Genomic DNA, 17,765 nt, shown 5'->3' on the forward strand with positions numbered 1-17,765 from the left:
ATGCCTGCTGAACTCCCGGGCGGCCTGATCGGCGCCCGTGACGACGGGCATGATGGCCCGCCGTGTCCGGACGTGGTGGGGGAGCGCCCCGAGAACGCCGTGAGCGACGGGAGCCCCCGCCGCCGGGGCTGCTCGTGGTGGACAAGCCGGCGGGCTGGACGTCCCACGACGTCGTGGGACGGGCGCGGCGGCTGGTGGGCACGCGCAAGGTCGGGCACGCGGGCACGCTCGACCCCATGGCCACCGGCGTCCTGGTGCTGGGCGTCGAGAGGGCCACCAAGCTCCTCGGGCACCTGGCGCTCGACACCAAGACCTACCTCGCCACGATCCGGCTCGGCCTGGCGACCGACACCGACGACGCCGAGGGTGAGCCGATCGGCCATCCGGTCGACGCCACCGGGATCGGCGACGACGCGGTGGCCGAGGGCGTGGCGGCCCTGACGGGTGAGATCCAGCAGGTGCCGAGCAGCGTGTCGGCGATCAAGGTCGACGGTCGTCGGGCCTACGAGCGCGCCCGCGCCGGCGAGGAGGTCCGCCTCGACGCCCGGCCGGTGACGGTCGGACGCTTCGACGTGCTCGCGGCGCGCACCGAGGGCCCGTTCCGCGACCTCGACGTCCTCGTCGACTGCTCGTCGGGCACCTACGTCCGCGCCCTGGCCCGCGACCTGGGCGCCGGGCTCGGCGTCGGTGGGCACCTCACAGCGCTGCGGCGCACGCGGGTCGGCCCGTTCACGCTCGCCCACGCCCGCACCCTGGAGACCCTGGCCGGCGAGGAGGAGCAGCAGGGCCGCGCGGCCCTGTCGCTGGACCTCGACGCCGCCGTCGCCACGGCCTTCCCGCGCCGCGACGCGGACACCGAGGAGGCCGCGAGCCTGGCGCACGGCCGCCCGCTCGCGGCCGCGGGCAGGCCCGGGACGGTGGGGGTCTTCGGCCCCGACGGGCACGTCGTCGGGCTCGTCGCCGACGACCGCGGCGCCGCCCGCCCCGTCCTGGTGCTCGCGCCGGCCGGGACGTGAGCTCCGGGAGTGACCGCCGGGCCGTGATCGCCGGGACGTGATCGCCGGGACGTGATCGCCGGGACTGATCACCGACGCGCGCCCGACACGGCGCCCGTGCGGGCCCCGCCCGTAGGCTCGCCGCCGTGCAACGCTGGCGGGGACTCGACGGTGTGCCGTCGGGCTGGGGTCGATGCGTGGTGACGATCGGCGTCTTCGACGGCGTGCACCGCGGCCACCAGCAGCTCATCGCCCGCGCGGTGGCCCACGGACGCGAGCTGGGCCTGCCGACCGTGCTGATCACGTTCGACCCGCACCCCGCCTCGGTGCTGCGCCCCGGCACCCACCCGGCCCGGCTGACGTCGCTGGCCCGGCGCGCCGAGCTGGTCGCCGAGCTCGGGATCGACGCCTTCTGGGTGCTGCCGTTCACGCCGGACCTCGCCCGCGTGGCGCCGGACGAGTTCGTGCACGAGCTGCTCGTCGACCGGCTGCACGCGGCGATGGTGGTCGTCGGACGCAACTTCACCTACGGCTACCGCGCCGCGGGGGACGTCACCGAGCTCGAGCGCCTGGGCCAGCGCTTCGGCTTCGCCGCCGAGGGCGTCGACCTCGTCGCCGACCCCTCGGTCGCGCTGACCGGGTCGCCGGTGACGTTCTCGTCGACCTACGTGCGCGCCTGCATCAGCGCCGGCGACGTCCGGGCCGCCGCCGAGGCGCTCGGCCGGCCGCACCGCCTCGAGGGCGTCGTCGTACGCGGCGACCAGCGGGGCCGCGAGCTGGGCTACCCGACCGCGAACGTCGACTGCGGCGAGCACGCCGCGATCCCCGCGGACGGGGTGTACGCGTGCTGGTTCCACCATCGCGGGCGCAGGCGCGCGGCGGCGACGTCGGTGGGCACCAACCCGACGTTCTCGGGCCGTGAGCGCACCGTCGAGGCGTTCGTGCTCGACACCGACGAGGACCTCTACGGGGCCCGCGTCGCGGTCGACTTCGTCGAGCGCATCCGGGGGATGGACCGCTTCGACTCGATCGACGAGCTCATCGCCACGATGGACCGCGACGTCGTGCGCACCCGCGAGGTCCTGGGCGTCTGAGCCCGGTTTCCCCGAACGGCACCCACCGCCGCGGCCCGGCTGTCACCATCGCCGCGCAGGGGAGAGCCGGAGGGTGGCGGGTTGGGCGGGCAGGTGGGCGGGACGGACGCCGTGCGGCGCAACCGGGAGCTGCAGCGCCGCTTCTACGGCGAGCCGCTGGGCGACCGCCTGCGTCGTCTCCTGGGCGCGCTCGACGTCTCCCAGGCGGTGCTGGCCGCGGCGCTCGGGGTGAGCTCCCCGATGCTCTCCCAGCTCATGAGCGGCCGGCGGGTCAAGATCGGGTCGCCCGCGGTCCTGGGCCGGCTCCTCCTGCTCGAGCAGCGGGTCGCCGCCGGCGACGCGGGGAGCGGCCCGGAGGCGGTCGCCCGACTGCTCTCCGAGGTCCGGGAGGCGGAGCTCCGCAACGACTACGACCTGCTGCGCACCGTCGCCGGACCCGAGGAGCTCGCCGCCGCCGCAGCGACGCTCGATCCCGGCTTCCCGTCGCTGGCCGGGCTGCTCCGCCGGGCCGCCGCCGGCGGGTGAGCCGGGCCGCGACGTGGGCGCGGCGGGCCCGCAGCAGCCGGTGTCGGGGTCGTCGGTACACTCGATGACGATTCGCCTGGCTGCGGTCCGTGGTGGCCGGGCGGCGGGTGGACCGGGCGTGCCCGTCCCCCGAGAGCGTGCGACATCCCCCGACGAGCTCGTCGTGGCGGATGCCGCCGATCGTCACGGCACCGATGGCACAGAAGGAGCACCGCCCCCGTGGCACTGACCACCGAGCAGAAGAAGTCGACGCTCGCCGAGTACGGCGTGCACGAGACCGACACCGGGTCGCCCGAAGCGCAGGTCGCGCTGCTGACGCAGCGCATCGTGCGGCTCACCGAGCACCTCAAGATGCACAAGCACGACCACCACTCGCGTCGCGGGCTGCTGCTGCTGGTCGGCCGCCGCCGGCGCCTGCTCAAGTACGTCGCCTCCGTCGACGTCGCCCGCTACCGCTCGCTGATCGAGCGGCTGGGGCTGCGTCGCTGACGAGGCTGCCCTGAATCCCGCGCCCGCTCCGCGCCGACCGGCCACGATGCCGGTCGGCGCGCAGGCGTGCGCACCACATCTCGGCCCGACCACCACCGCCCGCGCATCCGGGACGCCCGCGCGTCGGCCGGTCCTCGGTAGTGGCCCCCGGAATCGTCCTCAGTCCTCAGTACTGGGGCGGAGCCCGGGGGCTTCGATCGATGACCGCTCGCTCGCCGACCGCGTCGCGGAGAGAGCCGGGGGCGGGACGTGGTGGGGCCACGAGGAGGAACCCTCATGACCCAGCCCGCAACATCCACGACCGCAACATCCACCGACGGAGTCCACGAGACCACCGCGGTGCTGGACAACGGTGCCTACGGCACCCGCACCGTCCGCTTCGAGACGGGCCGCCTGGCCCGCCAGGCGGCCGGCGCCGTCGTCGCCTACCTCGACGACGACACGATGCTGCTCTCCGCGACGACCGCCTCGAAGCGGCCGAAGGACAACTTCGACTTCTTCCCGCTGACGGTCGACGTCGAGGAGCGCATGTACGCCGCGGGCCGGATCCCCGGCTCGTTCTTCCGCCGCGAGGGCCGCCCGTCCACGGACGCGATCCTCACCTGCCGGCTCATCGACCGTCCGTTGCGCCCGACCTTCGTCGGCAACCTGCGCAACGAGGTCCAGGTCGTCATCACGGTCCAGAGCCTGGACCCGAAGGACCCCTACGACGTCCTGGCGATCAACGCCGCGTCGGCGTCGACCCAGATCTCGGGCCTGCCGTTCGACGGCCCGATCGGCGCCACCCGGGTGGCCCTGATCAACGGCCAGTGGGTCGCGTTCCCGACCTGGGAGCAGCTCAAGAGCGCCGTGTTCGACATGGTCATCGCCGGCTCGATCACGGCCGACGGCGGCGACGTCGCCATCGCGATGGTCGAGGCCGAGGCCACCGACCACGCCATCGGCCTCATCGGCGAGGGCGCCCCGGCGCCCACCGAGGAGATCGTCGCCCAGGGCATGGAGGCGGCGAAGCCGTTCATCCGCACCCTGTGCGAGGCCCAGAAGGAGCTCTACCGGGTCACCGGGACGACGACGAAGGACTACCCGACCTTCCCGGCGTACCAGGACGACGTCCTCTCCGCGGTCACGTCGGCGGTCGGCGACGAGCTCGACAAGACGATGTCCATCGCCGGCAAGCACGAGCGTGACGACGCCCAGGACGCCCTCAAGGACCGCCTGGTCACCGAGCTCGGGCCCAAGTTCGAGGGCCGCGAGAAGGAGATCGGCGAGGCGTTCCGCTCGCTGAACAAGTCGACGGTCCGCAAGCGGATCCTCACCGACGGCTTCCGCATCGACGGCCGCGGCACCACGGACATCCGCCCGCTGGCCGCCGAGGTCGAGGTGATCCCGCGGGCCCACGGCTCGGCGCTGTTCGAGCGCGGTGAGACCCAGATCCTGGGCGTCACCACGCTGAACATGCTCCGGCTCGAGCAGAACATCGACTCGCTCGGCCCGGAGACCACCAAGCGGTACATGCACCACTACAACTTCCCGCCGTTCTCCACCGGCGAGACCGGCCGCGTGGGCTCGCCCAAGCGCCGCGAGATCGGTCACGGCGCGCTCGCCGAGCGGGCGCTCGTGCCGGTGCTGCCCACCCGCGAGGAGTTCCCCTACGCGATCCGGCAGGTCTCCGAGGCCCTGGGCTCCAACGGGTCCACCTCGATGGGCTCGGTCTGCGCCTCGACGATGTCGCTGCTCAACGCCGGTGTGCCGCTGAAGGCCCCGGTCGCCGGCATCGCCATGGGCCTCGTCTCGGGCGAGGTCGACGGCGAGCAGAAGTTCGTCGCGCTGACCGACATCCTCGGTGCCGAGGACGCGTTCGGTGACATGGACTTCAAGGTCGCCGGCACGAAGGACTTCGTGACCGCGCTCCAGCTCGACACCAAGCTCGACGGCATCCCCTCCGAGGTGCTGGGCAAGGCGCTGACGCAGGCCCGCGGCGCCCGCCTCGCGATCCTCGACGTCATGGCCGAGGCCATCGACGCGCCCGACGAGATGAGCGAGTTCGCCCCGCGCATCACCACGGTGAAGGTGCCCGTCGACAAGATCGGCGAGGTCATCGGCCCGAAGGGCAAGATGATCAACTCGATCACCGAGGAGACCGGCGCCGACATCTCCATCGAGGACGACGGCACGATCTACGTCGGTGCGGCGGACGGGCCCAGCGCCCAGGCCGCGATCGACCGGATCAACGCCATCGCCAACCCGCAGCTGCCGAAGATCGGCGAGCGCTTCCTCGGCACGGTGGTCAAGACCGCCGCGTTCGGCGCGTTCGTCTCGCTGCTGCCCGGCCGCGACGGCCTGGTGCACATCTCGAAGCTCGGCGGCGGCAAGCGGATCGGCAAGGTCGAGGACGTCGTCAACGTCGGCGACAAGCTGCGCGTCGAGATCACCGACATCGACAACCGCGGCAAGATCAGCCTGATCCCGGTCCAGGAGGAGGACGCGGCCGCCGCCACCAACGGCGACGGCGGGTCCGACGCCACGGGCTCCGAGGCCCCGGCCGAGGCCGGGTCGGCCCCGGCCGCCGCGACCTCCGGTGCCGTCACCGGCGCCATCGGGGGTTCGTCGCCGGAGTGACGGCTCTCGGTACCTCCCACGCGGGAACCGGTGCGACCGAACACCCGGCCCCCGGAGTCGCACGCACCGTGCTGCCCGGGGGCCTGCGGGTGGTCACCGAGCACGTCGCCGGGGCCCGTTCGGCCTCGGTCGGGCTCTGGGTCGACGTGGGCTCGCGCGACGAGCCCGCCGTCGGCACCGGCGCGCACGGCGCCGCGCACTTCCTCGAGCACCTGCTGTTCAAGGGGACGCGGCGCCGCTCGGCGCGGGCGATCGCGGAGGAGATCGACGCCGTCGGCGGCGACCTCAACGCGTTCACCGGCAAGGAGAGCACCTGCTTCTACGCGCACGTCCTCGACCGCGACATGCCGCTCGCGGTCGACGTGCTCGGCGACGTGGTGCTCGACGCCGTGATGGCCGCGCCCGACGTCGAGCTCGAACGGGACGTCGTGCTCTCCGAGATCGCTGGCCGCGACGAGGACCCCGAGGACCTTCTGGCCGACGACTTCGACGCGCTGCTCTTCGGCGCGCACCCGCTCGGCCTGCCGGTGATCGGCACCGAGGAGACGGTCACGGGCATGACCCGCGACCGTCTCGCGGACTTCCACGCGCGCCACTACGTCCCGGCGCGCTCCGTGCTCGCGGTGGCCGGCAACGTCGCGCACGCCGAGGTGCTCGCCGCGGTCGAGGCGGCCTACGGGTCGCGTCTCGACGGCCCGGCGCAGCCGTGGCACCGGACCGCCGGCGAGACGCCGACGACCTCGTACGAGCGGCTCGCCGTGCGCGACGAGGACACCGAGCAGGCCCACCTCATGCTCGGCGTGCCCTCGCTGCGCCGGGCGGATCCCCGTTGGCCGGCGCTGCAGGTGCTGTCCACCGTGCTCGGCGGCGGCATGAGCTCGCGGCTGTTCCAGCAGGTCCGCGAGCAGCGGGGTCTCGCGTACTCCGTGTACTCGTCGACGACGGGCTACACCGACGCCGGCACCCTCGCGGTCTACGTGGGCTGCGCGCCCGAGCGCCTCGGTGCCGCGGCGTCGGTCGTCCGCGACGAGATGGGCGACCTCGCGGCGCACGGCATCACCGACGCGGAGCTGACGCGGGCGCGCGGGCAGCTGCGCGGCGAGCTGGTGCTCGGGCTCGAGGAGACCTCGTCCCGCATGACCCGCCTCGGGCGCCGCGAGCTCGACCACGGCGGTCTCGACCGCGCCACCGACCTCGCCTCGACCCTCGACCGGATCGACGGGGTCGGCGCCGACGACGTCGCCTCGCTCGCGTCCGAGCTGCTCACGGGGCCCCGCGCGGCCGCGGTCGTCGGCCCCTACGGTGACGCCGACGAGCTGCCGGACGAGGTGCGGGAGATGGTGTCGCCGTGATCAAGGTCGGGGTGCTGGGTGCCGCCGGACGCATGGGCTCCGAGGCCTGTGCCGCCGTCGACGGGGCCGACGACCTCGAGCTCGTCGCCCGCGTGGACGTGGGCGATGCGCGCGAGGCGCTGGAGGCCGCCGACGTCGTCGTCGACTTCACGCATCCCTCGGCGGTGGCCGACAACCTGCGCTGGTGCGTCGACGCCGGCCTGCACGTCGTGGTCGGCACGAGCGGCGTCGGGGAGGAGCTCCTCGACGACGTCCGCGGCCGCCTGAAGCCCGGCCAGGGCGTGCTCGTCGTCCCGAACTTCGGCATCGGCGCGGTGCTCATGATGCGCTTCGCCGCCCAGGCGGCCCGGTTCTACGACTCCGTCGAGGTCGTCGAGCTGCACCACCCGCGCAAGGCCGACGCCCCCTCGGGCACCGCCACCCGGACCGCGCAGATGATCGCTGCCGCCCGGGCGGAGGCCGGCGTCGGACCGGGTCCGGACGCCACCACGCACGACCCCGACGGCGCCCGCGGCGCGACGGTGGACGGCATCCCCGTGCACGCGGTGCGGATGGCGGGGCTCGTCGCGCACCAGGAGGTCCTGCTGGGTTCGGAGGGCGAGACCCTCACGATCCGCCACGACTCCCTGCACCGCAGCTCGTTCATGCCGGGCGTCCTGCTCGCCGTCCGCGGCGTCGCCGACCACCCCGGCCTCACCGTCGGCCTCGACGCCCTCCTCGACCTGGACTGAGTGCGAGCCTGGGGGCCACGCTGACGTCCAACGTCAGAAAAGCCCCCCAGCTCACTTCAGGGCAGCAGGGGCAGGTCCAGGTCGTCGAGCGACGGCTCGGGCCGGAACTCCAGGTCCAGGGTGCCGCCGACGCGGATCTCACGCAGCGGGCGCCCGCCGGCGTCGAGGGTGCGCACCGTGCCGTCGGGGTCCCAGCCCGCGCGCTCGTAGAAGCGGCGCGAGGCGACGTCCCGCTCGGGCACCCACGCGATCGCCCGCGTCGCACCCCCGGCGCGCAGGGCGGAGGCGGTCTCGACGAGCAGGCGCCCGCCGTGCCCGCGGCGACCCCAGCGCGGTTCGACGAGCAGCGCGGCGACCAGGCCCACCGAGGACGCGTCGTCGGGCACCGCACCGGCGGCGTCCGCGAGGTCCTCGGTCGACGCCGGGCCCGCCGCGCAGAAGCCGACCACCGCGTCGCTCTCGACGGCGATCCGCACCGCCCCCGCGGCGATCGGGTCCGCCCAGGCCCGGGCGACGGCGTCGGTGTCGAACCCGTCCACCGCCCCCGGCGGGAGCAGCTCGGCGTACGCCGAGGTCCACACCGTGCGCTGGACCTGCGCCACCGCGTCCGCGTCGGCGGCGGTGGCGGGGCGGACGGAGGCGAGCGCCATGCCCACGACCCTAGAGACCCGCTGTCGTCCCGATCACCACGCGGTGCACCGTCGGCGCGGGACCGCCAGGATGCGGGCGGCAACCGGACAGGACGGACGGGCAGCGTGGCCTCGCCGCGACACCCAGGAGGACACATGAGCACGACGGACGAGCTGCTGACCGCCAACGAGTCCTTCGCGGAGGGGTTCTCGACGCCCGGTCTGCCCGGCCCCCCCTCGCGCGGCGTCGCCGTCGTGGCCTGCATGGACGCCCGGCTGGACGTCTACCGGGTACTCGGTCTCGGCAACGGCGAGGCCCACGTCATCCGCAACGCCGGCGGCGTGGTCACCGACGACGTGCTGCGCTCCCTCGCGGTCAGCCAGCGCAAACTCGCCACCCGCGAGGTCGTGCTGATCCACCACACGAAGTGCGGGATGGCGACGTTCACCGACGACGACTTCGTCGCCGAGCTCGAGGCCGACACCGGCCAGAGGCCCACCTGGGTCCCCGGCACGTTCCCGGACACCGAGCAGGACGTCCGCGACTCCCTCGCCGCCGTGCGCGACTGCCCGTTCCTCGTGCACACCGACGCCGTCCGCGGGTTCGTCTACGACGTCGACACCGGGTCGCTGACCGAGGTGTCATGACGCTGGACGTGACGGCCGAGCTCGACGTCCCCCACCGCCCGGACCTCGCGCCGGTCGGTCGCCAGCTCGAGGCGCTCGCGCCGGTCGCGGCGCGCTTCCTCGTCCCCGACAACGCGACGGCGCGGGCCGCGGTGGCGGGGCTGGTGGTCGCGGCCGAGGTGCGGCGCCACGATCACGAGACCGTCGCCGTGCTCAACGCCCGCGACCGCAACACCCTCGGCCTGCGCCGCGACCTGCTCGGGCTGCTCGCGCTCGGGGTGCACGAGGTGCTGCTGCTGCGGGGGGACACGCCGGAGTCCGATGCCGAGGACGGCCCACTGACGGTCGGGACGATGTTGCGCGAGGCCCGGGCGCTGGCCGAGGAGCACGACGCCCCGCTGACGGTCGGCGTCGTCGCCGCCCCGGGTCGCGACCTGCCCGGCTGGAAGCGCGACGCCGACGTCGTGTGGCTCACGCCCACGTTCTCGCTCCCGGCGGTTGCCGAGTGGCGCGAGCGCCACGGCGACCTCACCGTGCCCGTCCGGGCCGGCGTGCTCGTGCCCACGGGGCCGGACATGGCCCGGGGGGTGGCCGAGGGGATGGACCTCGAGCTCCCCGACGGGCTCGTCGGCGCGCTCGAGGAGGACGACACGGCCGGCGTCGACGCCGCCTGCGAGCACGCCCTGGCCCTGCGCGACGCGGGCGTCGACGGCATCCACCTCGTCGCCGTCAGCCGCTACCGCGAGGTCGCTGCGCGGCTCTCCGGCCTGGTCTGACAGGCCGTCACCAGCAGGTCGGCCTCCGCGCGCAGGCCGTCGGCGAGCACGTCGACGTCCGGGACGAGGCCCGGGTCGACGCACACCCCGAAGGACAGGACGTCGACCATCGACGCCGCGGTGACCCGCAGCGCGTGGTGGAAGCCGATCTCGGCCAGCGGCCAGGTCGCGTGGACGCGACGACCCAGGACCGCCACGGGCGTGCGGGGCCCGGGCACGTCGGAGACGCTGACCGTGAACGCACGGGCGGTCGCGCGCAGCCGGTCGACGACGTGGCGCAGCGGCGGGGAGACCTCGGCCAGGCGGTGCAGGAGGTCGTCGAGCAGCGCGGCGTCGGCGGCGTCCTTGCGGCGGGTCGTCAGCTCGTGCACCGCGTGCAGGCGCTCGAGGGGGTCGGTGACGTGCACCGGCAGCGGCAGGTCGAAGGCCGAGTCGCGGTTGCCGGCGGACGGGTCCTCGCGGGGCAGGCTCACCGGCACGCGGACACGCAGGTCGGTGACCCTGCCCGCGTGGTGGTCGACCCAGCGTCGCAGCCCTCCCGCCAGCACGGCGAGGAAGGCGTCGTTGACCGTCGCCCCGGCCGAGCGGGCGGACGCGTGCAGGGCCGCCAGGTCGGTGTCGAGGAACGCGACGTCGCGCCGTGCCGAGATCGCACCGTCGAACGGCGACCGTGCCGGCCCGATCGTGAACTCCCGCCGCAGGACCCCCACGAGGTGGGCACGACGGCGTTCGTGGTCGGCGCGCACGGTGGCGGGCGGGGACACCGCCGTCCCGGTGACCGGGCGGCCGGTGTCGTCGACGGGACCCTCGTCGTAGAGCACGGTGTGCGACAGGCGCGTCATCGTCGCGCCGTCGGCGAGGGCGTGGTGGACGCGCCAGAGCAGGGCGGTACCGCCGCCCGCCCGCGGCGCCACGTCGATCGTCCACAGCGGTCGGGCCCGGTCGAGGTGCTGGGCGAAGCGGTCGGCCACCAGCGCGCGCAGGGCCTCGTCGTCGTACGGGCCGTCGGGGGCGTCGACGACGTGGTGCTCGAGGTCGAGCCGGCCGTCGGGCACCCACACGGGCGCGCCGGCGCGCTCGTCGAGGCGGTAGCGCAGCTCGGGCGCAGCGGGCAGGCGGGCCGCGATCCGCGCGCGCAGCGCGGCGGCGTCCACCGGGGCGCCGTCGAGCATCGCGCCGTGCAGGACGTGCCCGACGACGGTGGCGCACTCGAGGTCGAGGATGGCGCGGTCCTCGTCGCTCAGCGGCACGTACTCCGGCTCCGTCGGGGCGCTCACACGTACCCCAGCGTGCGGGCCTGCGCGGTCAGCTCGTCGCGGAAGTCCGGGTGGGCGATCGCGATGAGGCGCCGGGTGCGCTCGGCGATCGTGGCGCCGCGCAGCTCGGCGACCCCGTACTCGGTGACGACGTTGTCGACGATGTTCTTGAACGTGGTGACCGCGGCGCCCGGCTGCAGCTGCGGGACGATCCGCGACACCGTGTCGTCGTGGGTGGCCGAGTGCAGGACGATGAACGCCGCGCCGTGCTCGGACATGATCGCGCCGCGCGCGAAGTCGGGCTGGCCACCGGACGACGAGAAGTAGTGGCTGCCCAGCGACTCCGAGGCGCACTGCCCGAGGAAGTCGACCTCGAGCGCCGCGTTCACCGCACGGAACAGCGGTTCGCGGGCGATCACCCACGGGTCGTTGGTGTAGTCCACGGGGTGGAACTCGACCCCGGGGTTGTCGGCGACGAAGTCGTGGAGGGTCCCGTCGCCCATCGCCGCCGTCGTGATGATCTTGCCTCGGTGCGTGGCCTTCCGGGTGCCGGTGACGACACCCCGGTCGACGAGGTCGACGAAGCCGGTGCCGAACACCTCGCTGTGCACACCCAGCTCGCGGTGGTCGCCGAGGGCGGCGAGCACCATGTCCGGGACCGCGCCGATCCCGGCCTGCAGGGTGGCGCCGTCGGGGATGCGGTCGGCGACGAGCGCGGCGATCGTGCGGTCGCGCGGGGTGGGTTCGGGAGGCGGGGCCAGGACCAGCGGTCGGTCGGCCTCGCACCAGCCGACGATGTCGCTGATGTGGAGCTGGTTGCCGCCGTAGGTGCGCGGCATCTGCGCGTTGACCTCGACGAAGAACGGGAGCTCACCGATGAAGGCCGCGGCGTAGGTGGCGACGGTGCCCAGGGAGAAGTAGCCGTGCCGGTCGGGCGGCGACACCGACGCGACGACCAGGTCCGGGCGCACCGAGCGGCGCAACAGGCGCGGCACGTCGCTGAAGTTGTTGGGCACCAGATCGCAGTGGCCGGCGTGGAACGCCTCGCGCGTCGCGGGGGACAGGAACCACGAGACGTGGCGCAGTCCCGGGATCGTGCCGTCGATCGAGGGCCGTGGGCGCGGCGCGAGCATCTGGTGCAGGCGGACGTCGGTCAGCCGGTCGCCCGCCGCCTCGAGGGCGTCGAGCACCGTCGCCGGTTCGCCGTTGTACCCGTTGACGACGATCTGCGACCCCGGTCCGACGTGCTCGAGGACGGCGTCGGCGGGGCGCCGAGCGGCGGCGATCATCTCGGTCACGGAGGCCACGGGGGAGATCCTGGGCCCCCGGGGCGGCCCTGACCAGCACGATCGCCGTCCGGCACCGGCCGGTCACGCCGGGTGCGTCAGGCCGGGCGCGGCAGCGGTAACGGGGGCGGCTCGTCGTCGACCAGCCGGACCTGCCGCGCCGGGTGCTCGACGAGGGCGAGCACCCGCGAGGACATGAAGCGGGCGGTCCGCACCGGCGTCCCGCCGCGGGTCACCTCGCTGACCTCCACGACCCCGCGGCCGTGCGCGATCTCCACGCGCCGTCCGGCCCGCGTCGCCTCCACGTCCCACGTCCTCGTCGTGCCACCGGCGTCGACGACGATCTCCACACGGTCCCCGACCATGGATCCTCCTCAGAACTCTTTTCCCTGGTCAACGCCGGTGCGGGCCGGTTGATTCCGGGGTTGTCGGGGGGCTGGTGCAGGATCGGGAACGTGGAGCAGATGTCGGCCGCCCAGGCGCGGCGCGCGGCCGTCGCCGCCCAGGGCTTCGGCGGCGCCACCCGCAGGGGACGTCCGAGCCGCGCCACCCTCGCGGCGACGGCGCGCCACCTCGGCCTGCTGCAGCTCGACTCGGTCAACGTCGCCGTGCGCGCGCACTACGCGCCGCTGTTCGCCCGGCTCGGCCCGTACGACCGCGACGCGCTCGACGCGCTCGCCTGGCCGCAGACGGCCGCGCAGCGACGGCGCCGCACGATGGTCGAGTACTGGGTCCACGAGGCGAGCCTGCTGCCGGTGGAGGACTGGCCGCTGTTCCGGTGGCGGATGCGCGACAACGAGAAGCGGCAGAGCCGCTGGCTCGGCAACGCGCTCGACCACCGGCCCGACATCCTCGACGCCGTCCACGAGGTGATCGAGGCCCACGGCCCGCTCGAGGCGAGCGAGGTCGCACGGGTGCTCGGCGACGCCGGCGACCGCGTGGCCCGCGCCCACGGCGGCTGGTGGCAGCGCTCGGACGTCAAGGTGGCCTGCGAGCACCTCTTCGCCACCGGGGTGCTCACCACGGGCACGCGCCGCGGCTTCCGCCGGGCCTACGAGCTCTCCGAGCGGGTGCTCCCGCCGGAGGTCCACGCCCTCCGGCCGGAGCGCGACGAGTCGATGCGCGCCCTGATCCGCCGCGCCGCCACGACGCTGGGCGTCGCCACCGAGCCCGATCTGCGCGACCACCACCGCCTGCCGCCCGCCGAGAGCCAGGCGGCGGTCGCGGAGCTGGTCGACGCCGGCGAGCTGGTGCGGGTGGACGTCGAGGGCTGGCCTGCGCCGGCCTATCGCCCGCCCGACGCCCGGCTGCCGCGACGCGTCACCGGACGGGCCCTGCTCGCGCCGTTCGATCCGCTCATCTGGTTCCGGGCCCGCACGCTGCGCATTTTCGACTTCCACTACCGCATCGGCATCTACACCCCGGCCGAGCAGCGCACGCACGGCTACTACGTCTTCCCGTTCCTGCTCGACGGGCGCCTCGTCGCGCGGGTGGACCTCAAGGCCGACCGCGTCGGCGGTGTCCTGCACGTACCGGGCGCGTTCGCCGAGGACGGGGTCGAGGGTCGGGACGGGGCGCGGGTCGCGGCGGAGCTCGCCGCCGAGCTGGCGACGATGGCCGGGTGGCTCGGGCTCGACGGCGTCGCCGTCGACGGGGGTGGCGACCTCGCGCCGGCGCTCGCTCAGGCGGTCAGCGCCGGCGGGTGGACGTAGCGCACGCCCGGGGGCAGGTGCCCGGTGCGCGAGGTGCGCGCGAGCACGGCCAGCAGGTCCTCGCGGAACGCCTGGGCGGCGCGGGTCGGCGCGACGTCGGTGCGGTGCGCCAGCGAGATCGTCCGGTGGCTCCAGGCGCCGCCGTCGAGGCGCGTCGCGCGCAGCGTCGGGTGCCCGGCCAGCACGAGGCTCGGCACGATCGCGACGCCGAGGCCGCGCTCCACCATGCGCAGCACGGCATCCATCTCGCCGCCCTCCACCGCGATCCGGGGCGTCACGCCGGCGGCCGCGCACGCCGCGAGCGTCACCTCGCGCAGCTCGTAGCCGGGGCGGTTGACCACCAGCGGGTGCGCGGCCAGCTCGGCGACGCCGATGTGGTCGCCGAGGTCGGGCCACCCCGGCGCCGACACGACGACGAGCTCCTCGCGCAGGACGGGCGTGAGCGCGAGGTCGGCGACGGTGACACCGCGGTCGATCACCAGGGCGACGTCGAGCTGGCCGCGCTGCAGGTCGGACACCAGGTCCTGCGACCCGCCCTCCGAGACCTGCAGGGCGATGCCGGGGTAGCGGCCGTGGAAGACCTCGAGGACGTCGGCGACCACGCTGACGCACAGGCTCGGGGTGGCGCCGAGGCGCAGCCGCCCCTTGCGCAGCCCGGCGAGCTCCGCGATCTCCATCCGGGCCGTCTCGGAGTCCGCGACGATCCGCCGGGCGAGGGGCAGGAGGGCCTCGCCCGCCGCCGTGGGTGTGACGTTGTCGTGACCCCGCGTGACGAGGGTCTCGCCCAGGTCCTCCTCGAGACTCCGGATCTGTTTGCTCAGCGTGGGCTGCGCGACGCGACACAAGGCCGCTGCCTGCGTGAATCGGCCGGTGTCCACCACAGCGAGGAAGTAGCTGAGCTGTTTGATGGTCATCGCCATAGCTCCAAGCTATGCCAAGTCACTCGTCCATGCATTGGCTCTCCGCGACACCGCGACTTACCGTCAGCGCGTGGTCATCTCACCGCAGCGCAACATCGTGTCGAGGACGTGGGGCACCTCGGTCGGGAAGAAGTCGGTCATGGCGGTGACCGGCGGCATCTTCCTGCTCTACGTGATCGCCCACATGATCGGGAATTTGAAGATCTTCTTCGGCATCGAGACCTTCGACGCCTACTCGCAGCACCTGCGCGAGATCGGCGAGGCGATCTTCGGTTACGAGGGCGTCCTCTGGCTCATCCGCCTCGTCCTGGTGACGGCCGTCGTCCTGCACATGTGGGCGGCGTTCTCGCTGTGGGCGCGGGCGAAGAAGGCCCGGCCGATCGGGTACCAGCACCGGCAGAGCTGGCAGGGCAGCTACGCGGCCCGCACGATGCGCTGGGGCGGGGTGATCATCGCGCTGTTCGTGATCTGGCACATCCTCGACCTGACCACGGGGACGGTGAATCCCCTCGGTGGCGACGAGAGCGCCTACCTGAAGCTCGTCGCGAGCTTCGACCGCTGGTACGTCGCGCTCTTCTACATCGTCGCGGTGGTGGCCCTCGGGTTCCACATCGCCCACGGGCTCTGGTCCGCCATCCAGACCTTCGGCGCCAACAGTGCGCTGAAGCAGCACGCGCTCAAGACCTTCTCCTACGTCGTGGCGGCGGCGATCACGATCGGTTTCGCGATCGTCCCGCTCTCCGTGATGACCGGTCTGGTGAGGTGACAGATGTCTGAACTCCAGCAGGAGCCCACGGCGACCCAGGGCGAGGGCCGCTACGTCGTCGGTGACCCGATCGCCGACACCCGTGCCCCGGACAGCCCGATCGGCGACCGGTGGGCCGACCGCAAGTTCTCCGCGCGCCTCGTCAACCCGGCCAACCGCCGCAAGATGAGCGTCATCGTCGTCGGCACCGGCCTGGCCGGCGGCGCCGCGGCGGCGACGCTGGGCGAGGCCGGCTACCACGTGAAGTCGTTCTGCTTCCAGGACAGCCCGCGCCGCGCCCACTCGATCGCGGCGCAGGGCGGCATCAACGCCGCGAAGAACTACCGCTACGACGGCGACTCGGTGCACCGGCTGTTCTACGACACGGTCAAGGGCGGCGACTTCCGCTCGCGCGAGTCGAACGTGCACCGCCTGGCCGAGGTCAGTCTCAACATCATCGACCAGTGCGTCGCGCAGGGCGTGCCCTTCGCCCGCGAGTACTCGGGCCTGCTCGACACCCGGTCGTTCGGTGGCACCCAGGTGTCGCGCACCTTCTACGCCCGCGGGCAGACGGGCCAGCAGCTGCTGCTCGGCGCCTACCAGGCCCTCGAGCGCCAGATCGCGGCCGGCACGGTCGAGATGCACCCGCGTACGGAGATGCTCGACCTGATCGTCGTCGACGGGAAGGCCCGCGGGATCGTCACCCGCAACCTGTTCAACGGGCAGATCGAGACGCACCTGGCCGACGCCGTGATCCTCTGCTCGGGCGGCTACGGCAACGTCTACTACCTGTCGACGAACGCCAAGGGCTCCAACGTCACGGCGGCGTGGCGGGCGCACAAGCGCGGCGCGCTGTTCGCCAACCCCTGCTACACGCAGATCCACCCGACCTGCATCCCGGTGTCCGGCGAGTACCAGTCGAAGCTGACGCTGATGTCGGAGTCGCTGCGCAACGACGGCCGCGTGTGGGTGCCGAAGGAGCGCGGCGACGACCGCCCGCCCAACGACATCCCCGAGGACGAGCGGGACTACTACCTCGAGCGCCAGTACCCGGCGTTCGGCAACCTGGTCCCGCGCGACATCGCCTCGCGCGCCGCGAAGAACATGTGCGACGCCGAGCACGGCGTCGGGCCCGGCGGGCTCGGCGTGTACCTCGACTTCTCCGACGCCATCGAGCGTCTCGGGCGTCCGGCCGTCGAGGCCAAGTACGGGAACCTCTTCGAGATGTACCAGCGCATCACCGGGGACGACCCGTACGAGGTCCCGATGCGCATCTACCCCGCGATCCACTACACGATGGGCGGGCTGTGGGTCGACTACGACCTGCGCTCGACGATCCCGGGGCTGTTCGTGGGCGGCGAGGCCAACTTCTCCGACCACGGCGCCAACCGGCTCGGCGCGTCCGCGCTGATGCAGGGCCTGTCGGACGGGTACTTCGTGCTCCCGACGACGGTGGCCGACTACCTCGCCGACGCCCCGTTCGAGGCCGTCCCCGACGACCACCCGGACGTCGTGGAGGCCGTCGAGGCGACCCGCGAGCGCATCGACAAGCTGCTCTCGGCCAACGGGCACCGCACCGTCGACTCGTTCCACCGCGAGCTGGGCCAGCTGGTCTGGGACCAGTGCGGCATGGCGCGGAGCAAGGAGGGCCTGGAGAAGGCGCTCGACCGGATCCCCTCGCTGCGCGAGGAGTTCTGGCGCGACGTCAAGATCGTCGGCACCGGCGACGGCTTCAACCAGTCGCTGGAGAAGGCCGGCCGCGTCGCCGACTTCATGGAGCTCGCCGAGCTCATGTGCATGGACGCGCTGCACCGCGAGGAGTCCTGCGGTGGCCACTTCCGCGTCGAGCACCAGACCGAGGACGGCGAGGCCCAGCGCGACGACGAGAACTTCTCGTACGTGGCGGCCTGGGAGTACGGCGGCGACAACCAGCGGCCGGTGCTGCACAAGGAGGATCTCGACTTCTCCTACGTGCACCCGAGCCAGCGCAGCTACAAGTAGCGGAGTAC

The 17,765-nt window shown here is 73.6% G+C and carries 17 protein-coding genes; 12 read left to right on the top strand and 5 right to left on the bottom strand.

The annotated features are described in order from the left end of the window. The first annotated feature begins 62 nt into the window (after positions 1-62). From truB to dapB, 7 genes are all read left to right on the top strand, one after another. On the top strand, positions 63-1,016 hold the full coding sequence (gene truB, locus PH189_RS12600) for a tRNA pseudouridine(55) synthase TruB (protein ID WP_274189137.1): 954 nt from the start codon (positions 63-65) through the stop codon (positions 1,014-1,016). Between the two features lie 125 nt (positions 1,017-1,141). Continuing rightward, positions 1,142-2,089 carry a bifunctional riboflavin kinase/FAD synthetase gene (locus tag PH189_RS12605; RefSeq protein WP_274189138.1) on the top strand — a complete coding sequence of 316 codons (948 nt, stop codon included), beginning with the start codon at positions 1,142-1,144 and terminating at the stop codon, positions 2,087-2,089. A gap of 81 nt (positions 2,090-2,170) precedes the next feature. Then, positions 2,171-2,614, top strand: coding sequence for a helix-turn-helix domain-containing protein (locus PH189_RS12610; protein WP_274189139.1), 444 nt, complete (start codon positions 2,171-2,173; stop codon positions 2,612-2,614). A gap of 219 nt (positions 2,615-2,833) precedes the next feature. Beyond that, positions 2,834-3,103: a 30S ribosomal protein S15 gene (gene rpsO / locus PH189_RS12615; protein WP_274189140.1), complete on the top strand. Its 270-nt coding sequence runs from the start codon at positions 2,834-2,836 to the stop codon at positions 3,101-3,103. A gap of 276 nt (positions 3,104-3,379) precedes the next feature. Next, the gene (locus PH189_RS12620; protein WP_274189141.1) at positions 3,380-5,722 is read left to right on the top strand and encodes a polyribonucleotide nucleotidyltransferase; all 2,343 of its coding nucleotides are present in this window, start codon (positions 3,380-3,382) and stop codon (positions 5,720-5,722) included. 68 nt (positions 5,723-5,790) lie between these two features. Beyond that, positions 5,791-7,074: a M16 family metallopeptidase gene (locus PH189_RS12625; RefSeq protein WP_274189142.1), complete on the top strand. Its 1,284-nt coding sequence runs from the start codon at positions 5,791-5,793 to the stop codon at positions 7,072-7,074. Then, positions 7,071-7,805 carry a 4-hydroxy-tetrahydrodipicolinate reductase gene (gene dapB, locus PH189_RS12630; RefSeq protein WP_274189143.1) on the top strand — a complete coding sequence of 245 codons (735 nt, stop codon included), beginning with the start codon at positions 7,071-7,073 and terminating at the stop codon, positions 7,803-7,805. Before PH189_RS12625 ends, dapB begins: the two co-directional genes overlap by 4 nt. Positions 7,806-7,861: 56 nt before the next feature. On the opposite strand, the gene PH189_RS12635 is transcribed toward dapB, so the two are convergent. Beyond that, the gene (locus PH189_RS12635) at positions 7,862-8,455 is read right to left on the bottom strand and encodes a GNAT family N-acetyltransferase (protein ID WP_274189144.1); all 594 of its coding nucleotides are present in this window, start codon (positions 8,453-8,455) and stop codon (positions 7,862-7,864) included. A 135-nt stretch (positions 8,456-8,590) separates the two neighbouring features. Here PH189_RS12635 and PH189_RS12640 point away from each other — a divergent pair, with 135 nt between their 5' ends. Both PH189_RS12640 and PH189_RS12645 read left to right on the top strand, forming a co-directional pair. Beyond that, a complete protein-coding gene (locus PH189_RS12640) occupies positions 8,591-9,082 on the top strand; it encodes a beta-class carbonic anhydrase (RefSeq protein ID WP_274189145.1) in 492 nt (163 codons plus the stop codon). Beyond that, positions 9,079-9,837 (top strand): hypothetical protein, encoded by a 759-nt coding sequence (locus tag PH189_RS12645; RefSeq protein ID WP_274189146.1) that lies wholly within the window; start codon positions 9,079-9,081, stop codon positions 9,835-9,837. The genes PH189_RS12640 and PH189_RS12645 overlap by 4 nt, the downstream gene beginning before the upstream one ends. On the opposite strand, the gene PH189_RS12650 is transcribed toward PH189_RS12645, so the two are convergent. The 3 genes from PH189_RS12650 to PH189_RS12660 all read right to left on the bottom strand — a co-directional run bounded on the left by PH189_RS12650 (position 9,798) and on the right by PH189_RS12660 (position 12,744). Then, positions 9,798-11,114, bottom strand: coding sequence for a WS/DGAT domain-containing protein (locus PH189_RS12650; protein WP_274189147.1), 1,317 nt, complete (start codon positions 11,112-11,114; stop codon positions 9,798-9,800). The genes PH189_RS12645 and PH189_RS12650 overlap by 40 nt on opposite strands. Further along, positions 11,111-12,400 (bottom strand): acetyl-CoA hydrolase/transferase family protein, encoded by a 1,290-nt coding sequence (locus PH189_RS12655; protein WP_274189148.1) that lies wholly within the window; start codon positions 12,398-12,400, stop codon positions 11,111-11,113. Before PH189_RS12655 ends, PH189_RS12650 begins: the two co-directional genes overlap by 4 nt. Positions 12,401-12,477: 77 nt before the next feature. Continuing rightward, a complete protein-coding gene (locus tag PH189_RS12660; protein ID WP_274189149.1) occupies positions 12,478-12,744 on the bottom strand; it encodes a hypothetical protein in 267 nt (88 codons plus the stop codon). A gap of 99 nt (positions 12,745-12,843) precedes the next feature. Between PH189_RS12660 and PH189_RS12665 the strand changes: the two genes are divergently transcribed. Beyond that, the gene (locus PH189_RS12665; protein ID WP_274189321.1) at positions 12,844-14,091 is read left to right on the top strand and encodes a winged helix-turn-helix domain-containing protein; all 1,248 of its coding nucleotides are present in this window, start codon (positions 12,844-12,846) and stop codon (positions 14,089-14,091) included. Here the strand turns inward: PH189_RS12665 and PH189_RS12670 are convergent. Continuing rightward, a complete protein-coding gene (locus PH189_RS12670; RefSeq protein ID WP_274189150.1) occupies positions 14,061-15,005 on the bottom strand; it encodes a LysR family transcriptional regulator in 945 nt (314 codons plus the stop codon). The two genes, PH189_RS12665 and PH189_RS12670, sit on opposite strands and share 31 nt — an antisense overlap. Before the next feature lie 76 nt (positions 15,006-15,081). Here PH189_RS12670 and PH189_RS12675 point away from each other — a divergent pair, with 76 nt between their 5' ends. Further along, on the top strand, positions 15,082-15,777 hold the full coding sequence (locus PH189_RS12675) for a succinate dehydrogenase cytochrome b subunit (protein WP_274189151.1): 696 nt from the start codon (positions 15,082-15,084) through the stop codon (positions 15,775-15,777). A gap of 3 nt (positions 15,778-15,780) precedes the next feature. Then, on the top strand, positions 15,781-17,757 hold the full coding sequence (locus PH189_RS12680) for a fumarate reductase/succinate dehydrogenase flavoprotein subunit (RefSeq protein ID WP_274189152.1): 1,977 nt from the start codon (positions 15,781-15,783) through the stop codon (positions 17,755-17,757). The last annotated feature ends 8 nt before the right edge of the window (positions 17,758-17,765 follow it).

Source organism: Actinomycetospora chibensis, from assembly GCF_028737215.1.
In the GTDB taxonomy this organism is placed as follows: Bacteria; Actinomycetota; Actinomycetes; order Mycobacteriales; family Pseudonocardiaceae; genus Actinomycetospora; species Actinomycetospora chibensis.

Bases quoted from the DNA above. Each gene is read 5' to 3' on its own strand.
- PH189_RS12620 (WP_274189141.1), top strand. From the start codon at position 3,380: ATGACCCAGCCCGCAACATCCACGACCGCAACATCCACCGACGGAGTC.
- PH189_RS12635 (WP_274189144.1), bottom strand. From the start codon at position 8,455: ATGGCGCTCGCCTCCGTCCGCCCCGCCACCGCCGCCGACGCGGACGCG.
- PH189_RS12640 (WP_274189145.1), top strand. From the start codon at position 8,591: ATGAGCACGACGGACGAGCTGCTGACCGCCAACGAGTCCTTCGCGGAG.
- PH189_RS12645 (WP_274189146.1), top strand. From the start codon at position 9,079: ATGACGCTGGACGTGACGGCCGAGCTCGACGTCCCCCACCGCCCGGAC.
- PH189_RS12660 (WP_274189149.1), bottom strand. From the start codon at position 12,744: ATGGTCGGGGACCGTGTGGAGATCGTCGTCGACGCCGGTGGCACGACG.
- PH189_RS12665 (WP_274189321.1), top strand. From the start codon at position 12,844: ATGTCGGCCGCCCAGGCGCGGCGCGCGGCCGTCGCCGCCCAGGGCTTC.
- PH189_RS12670 (WP_274189150.1), bottom strand. From the start codon at position 15,005: ATGACCATCAAACAGCTCAGCTACTTCCTCGCTGTGGTGGACACCGGC.
- PH189_RS12680 (WP_274189152.1), top strand. From the start codon at position 15,781: ATGTCTGAACTCCAGCAGGAGCCCACGGCGACCCAGGGCGAGGGCCGC.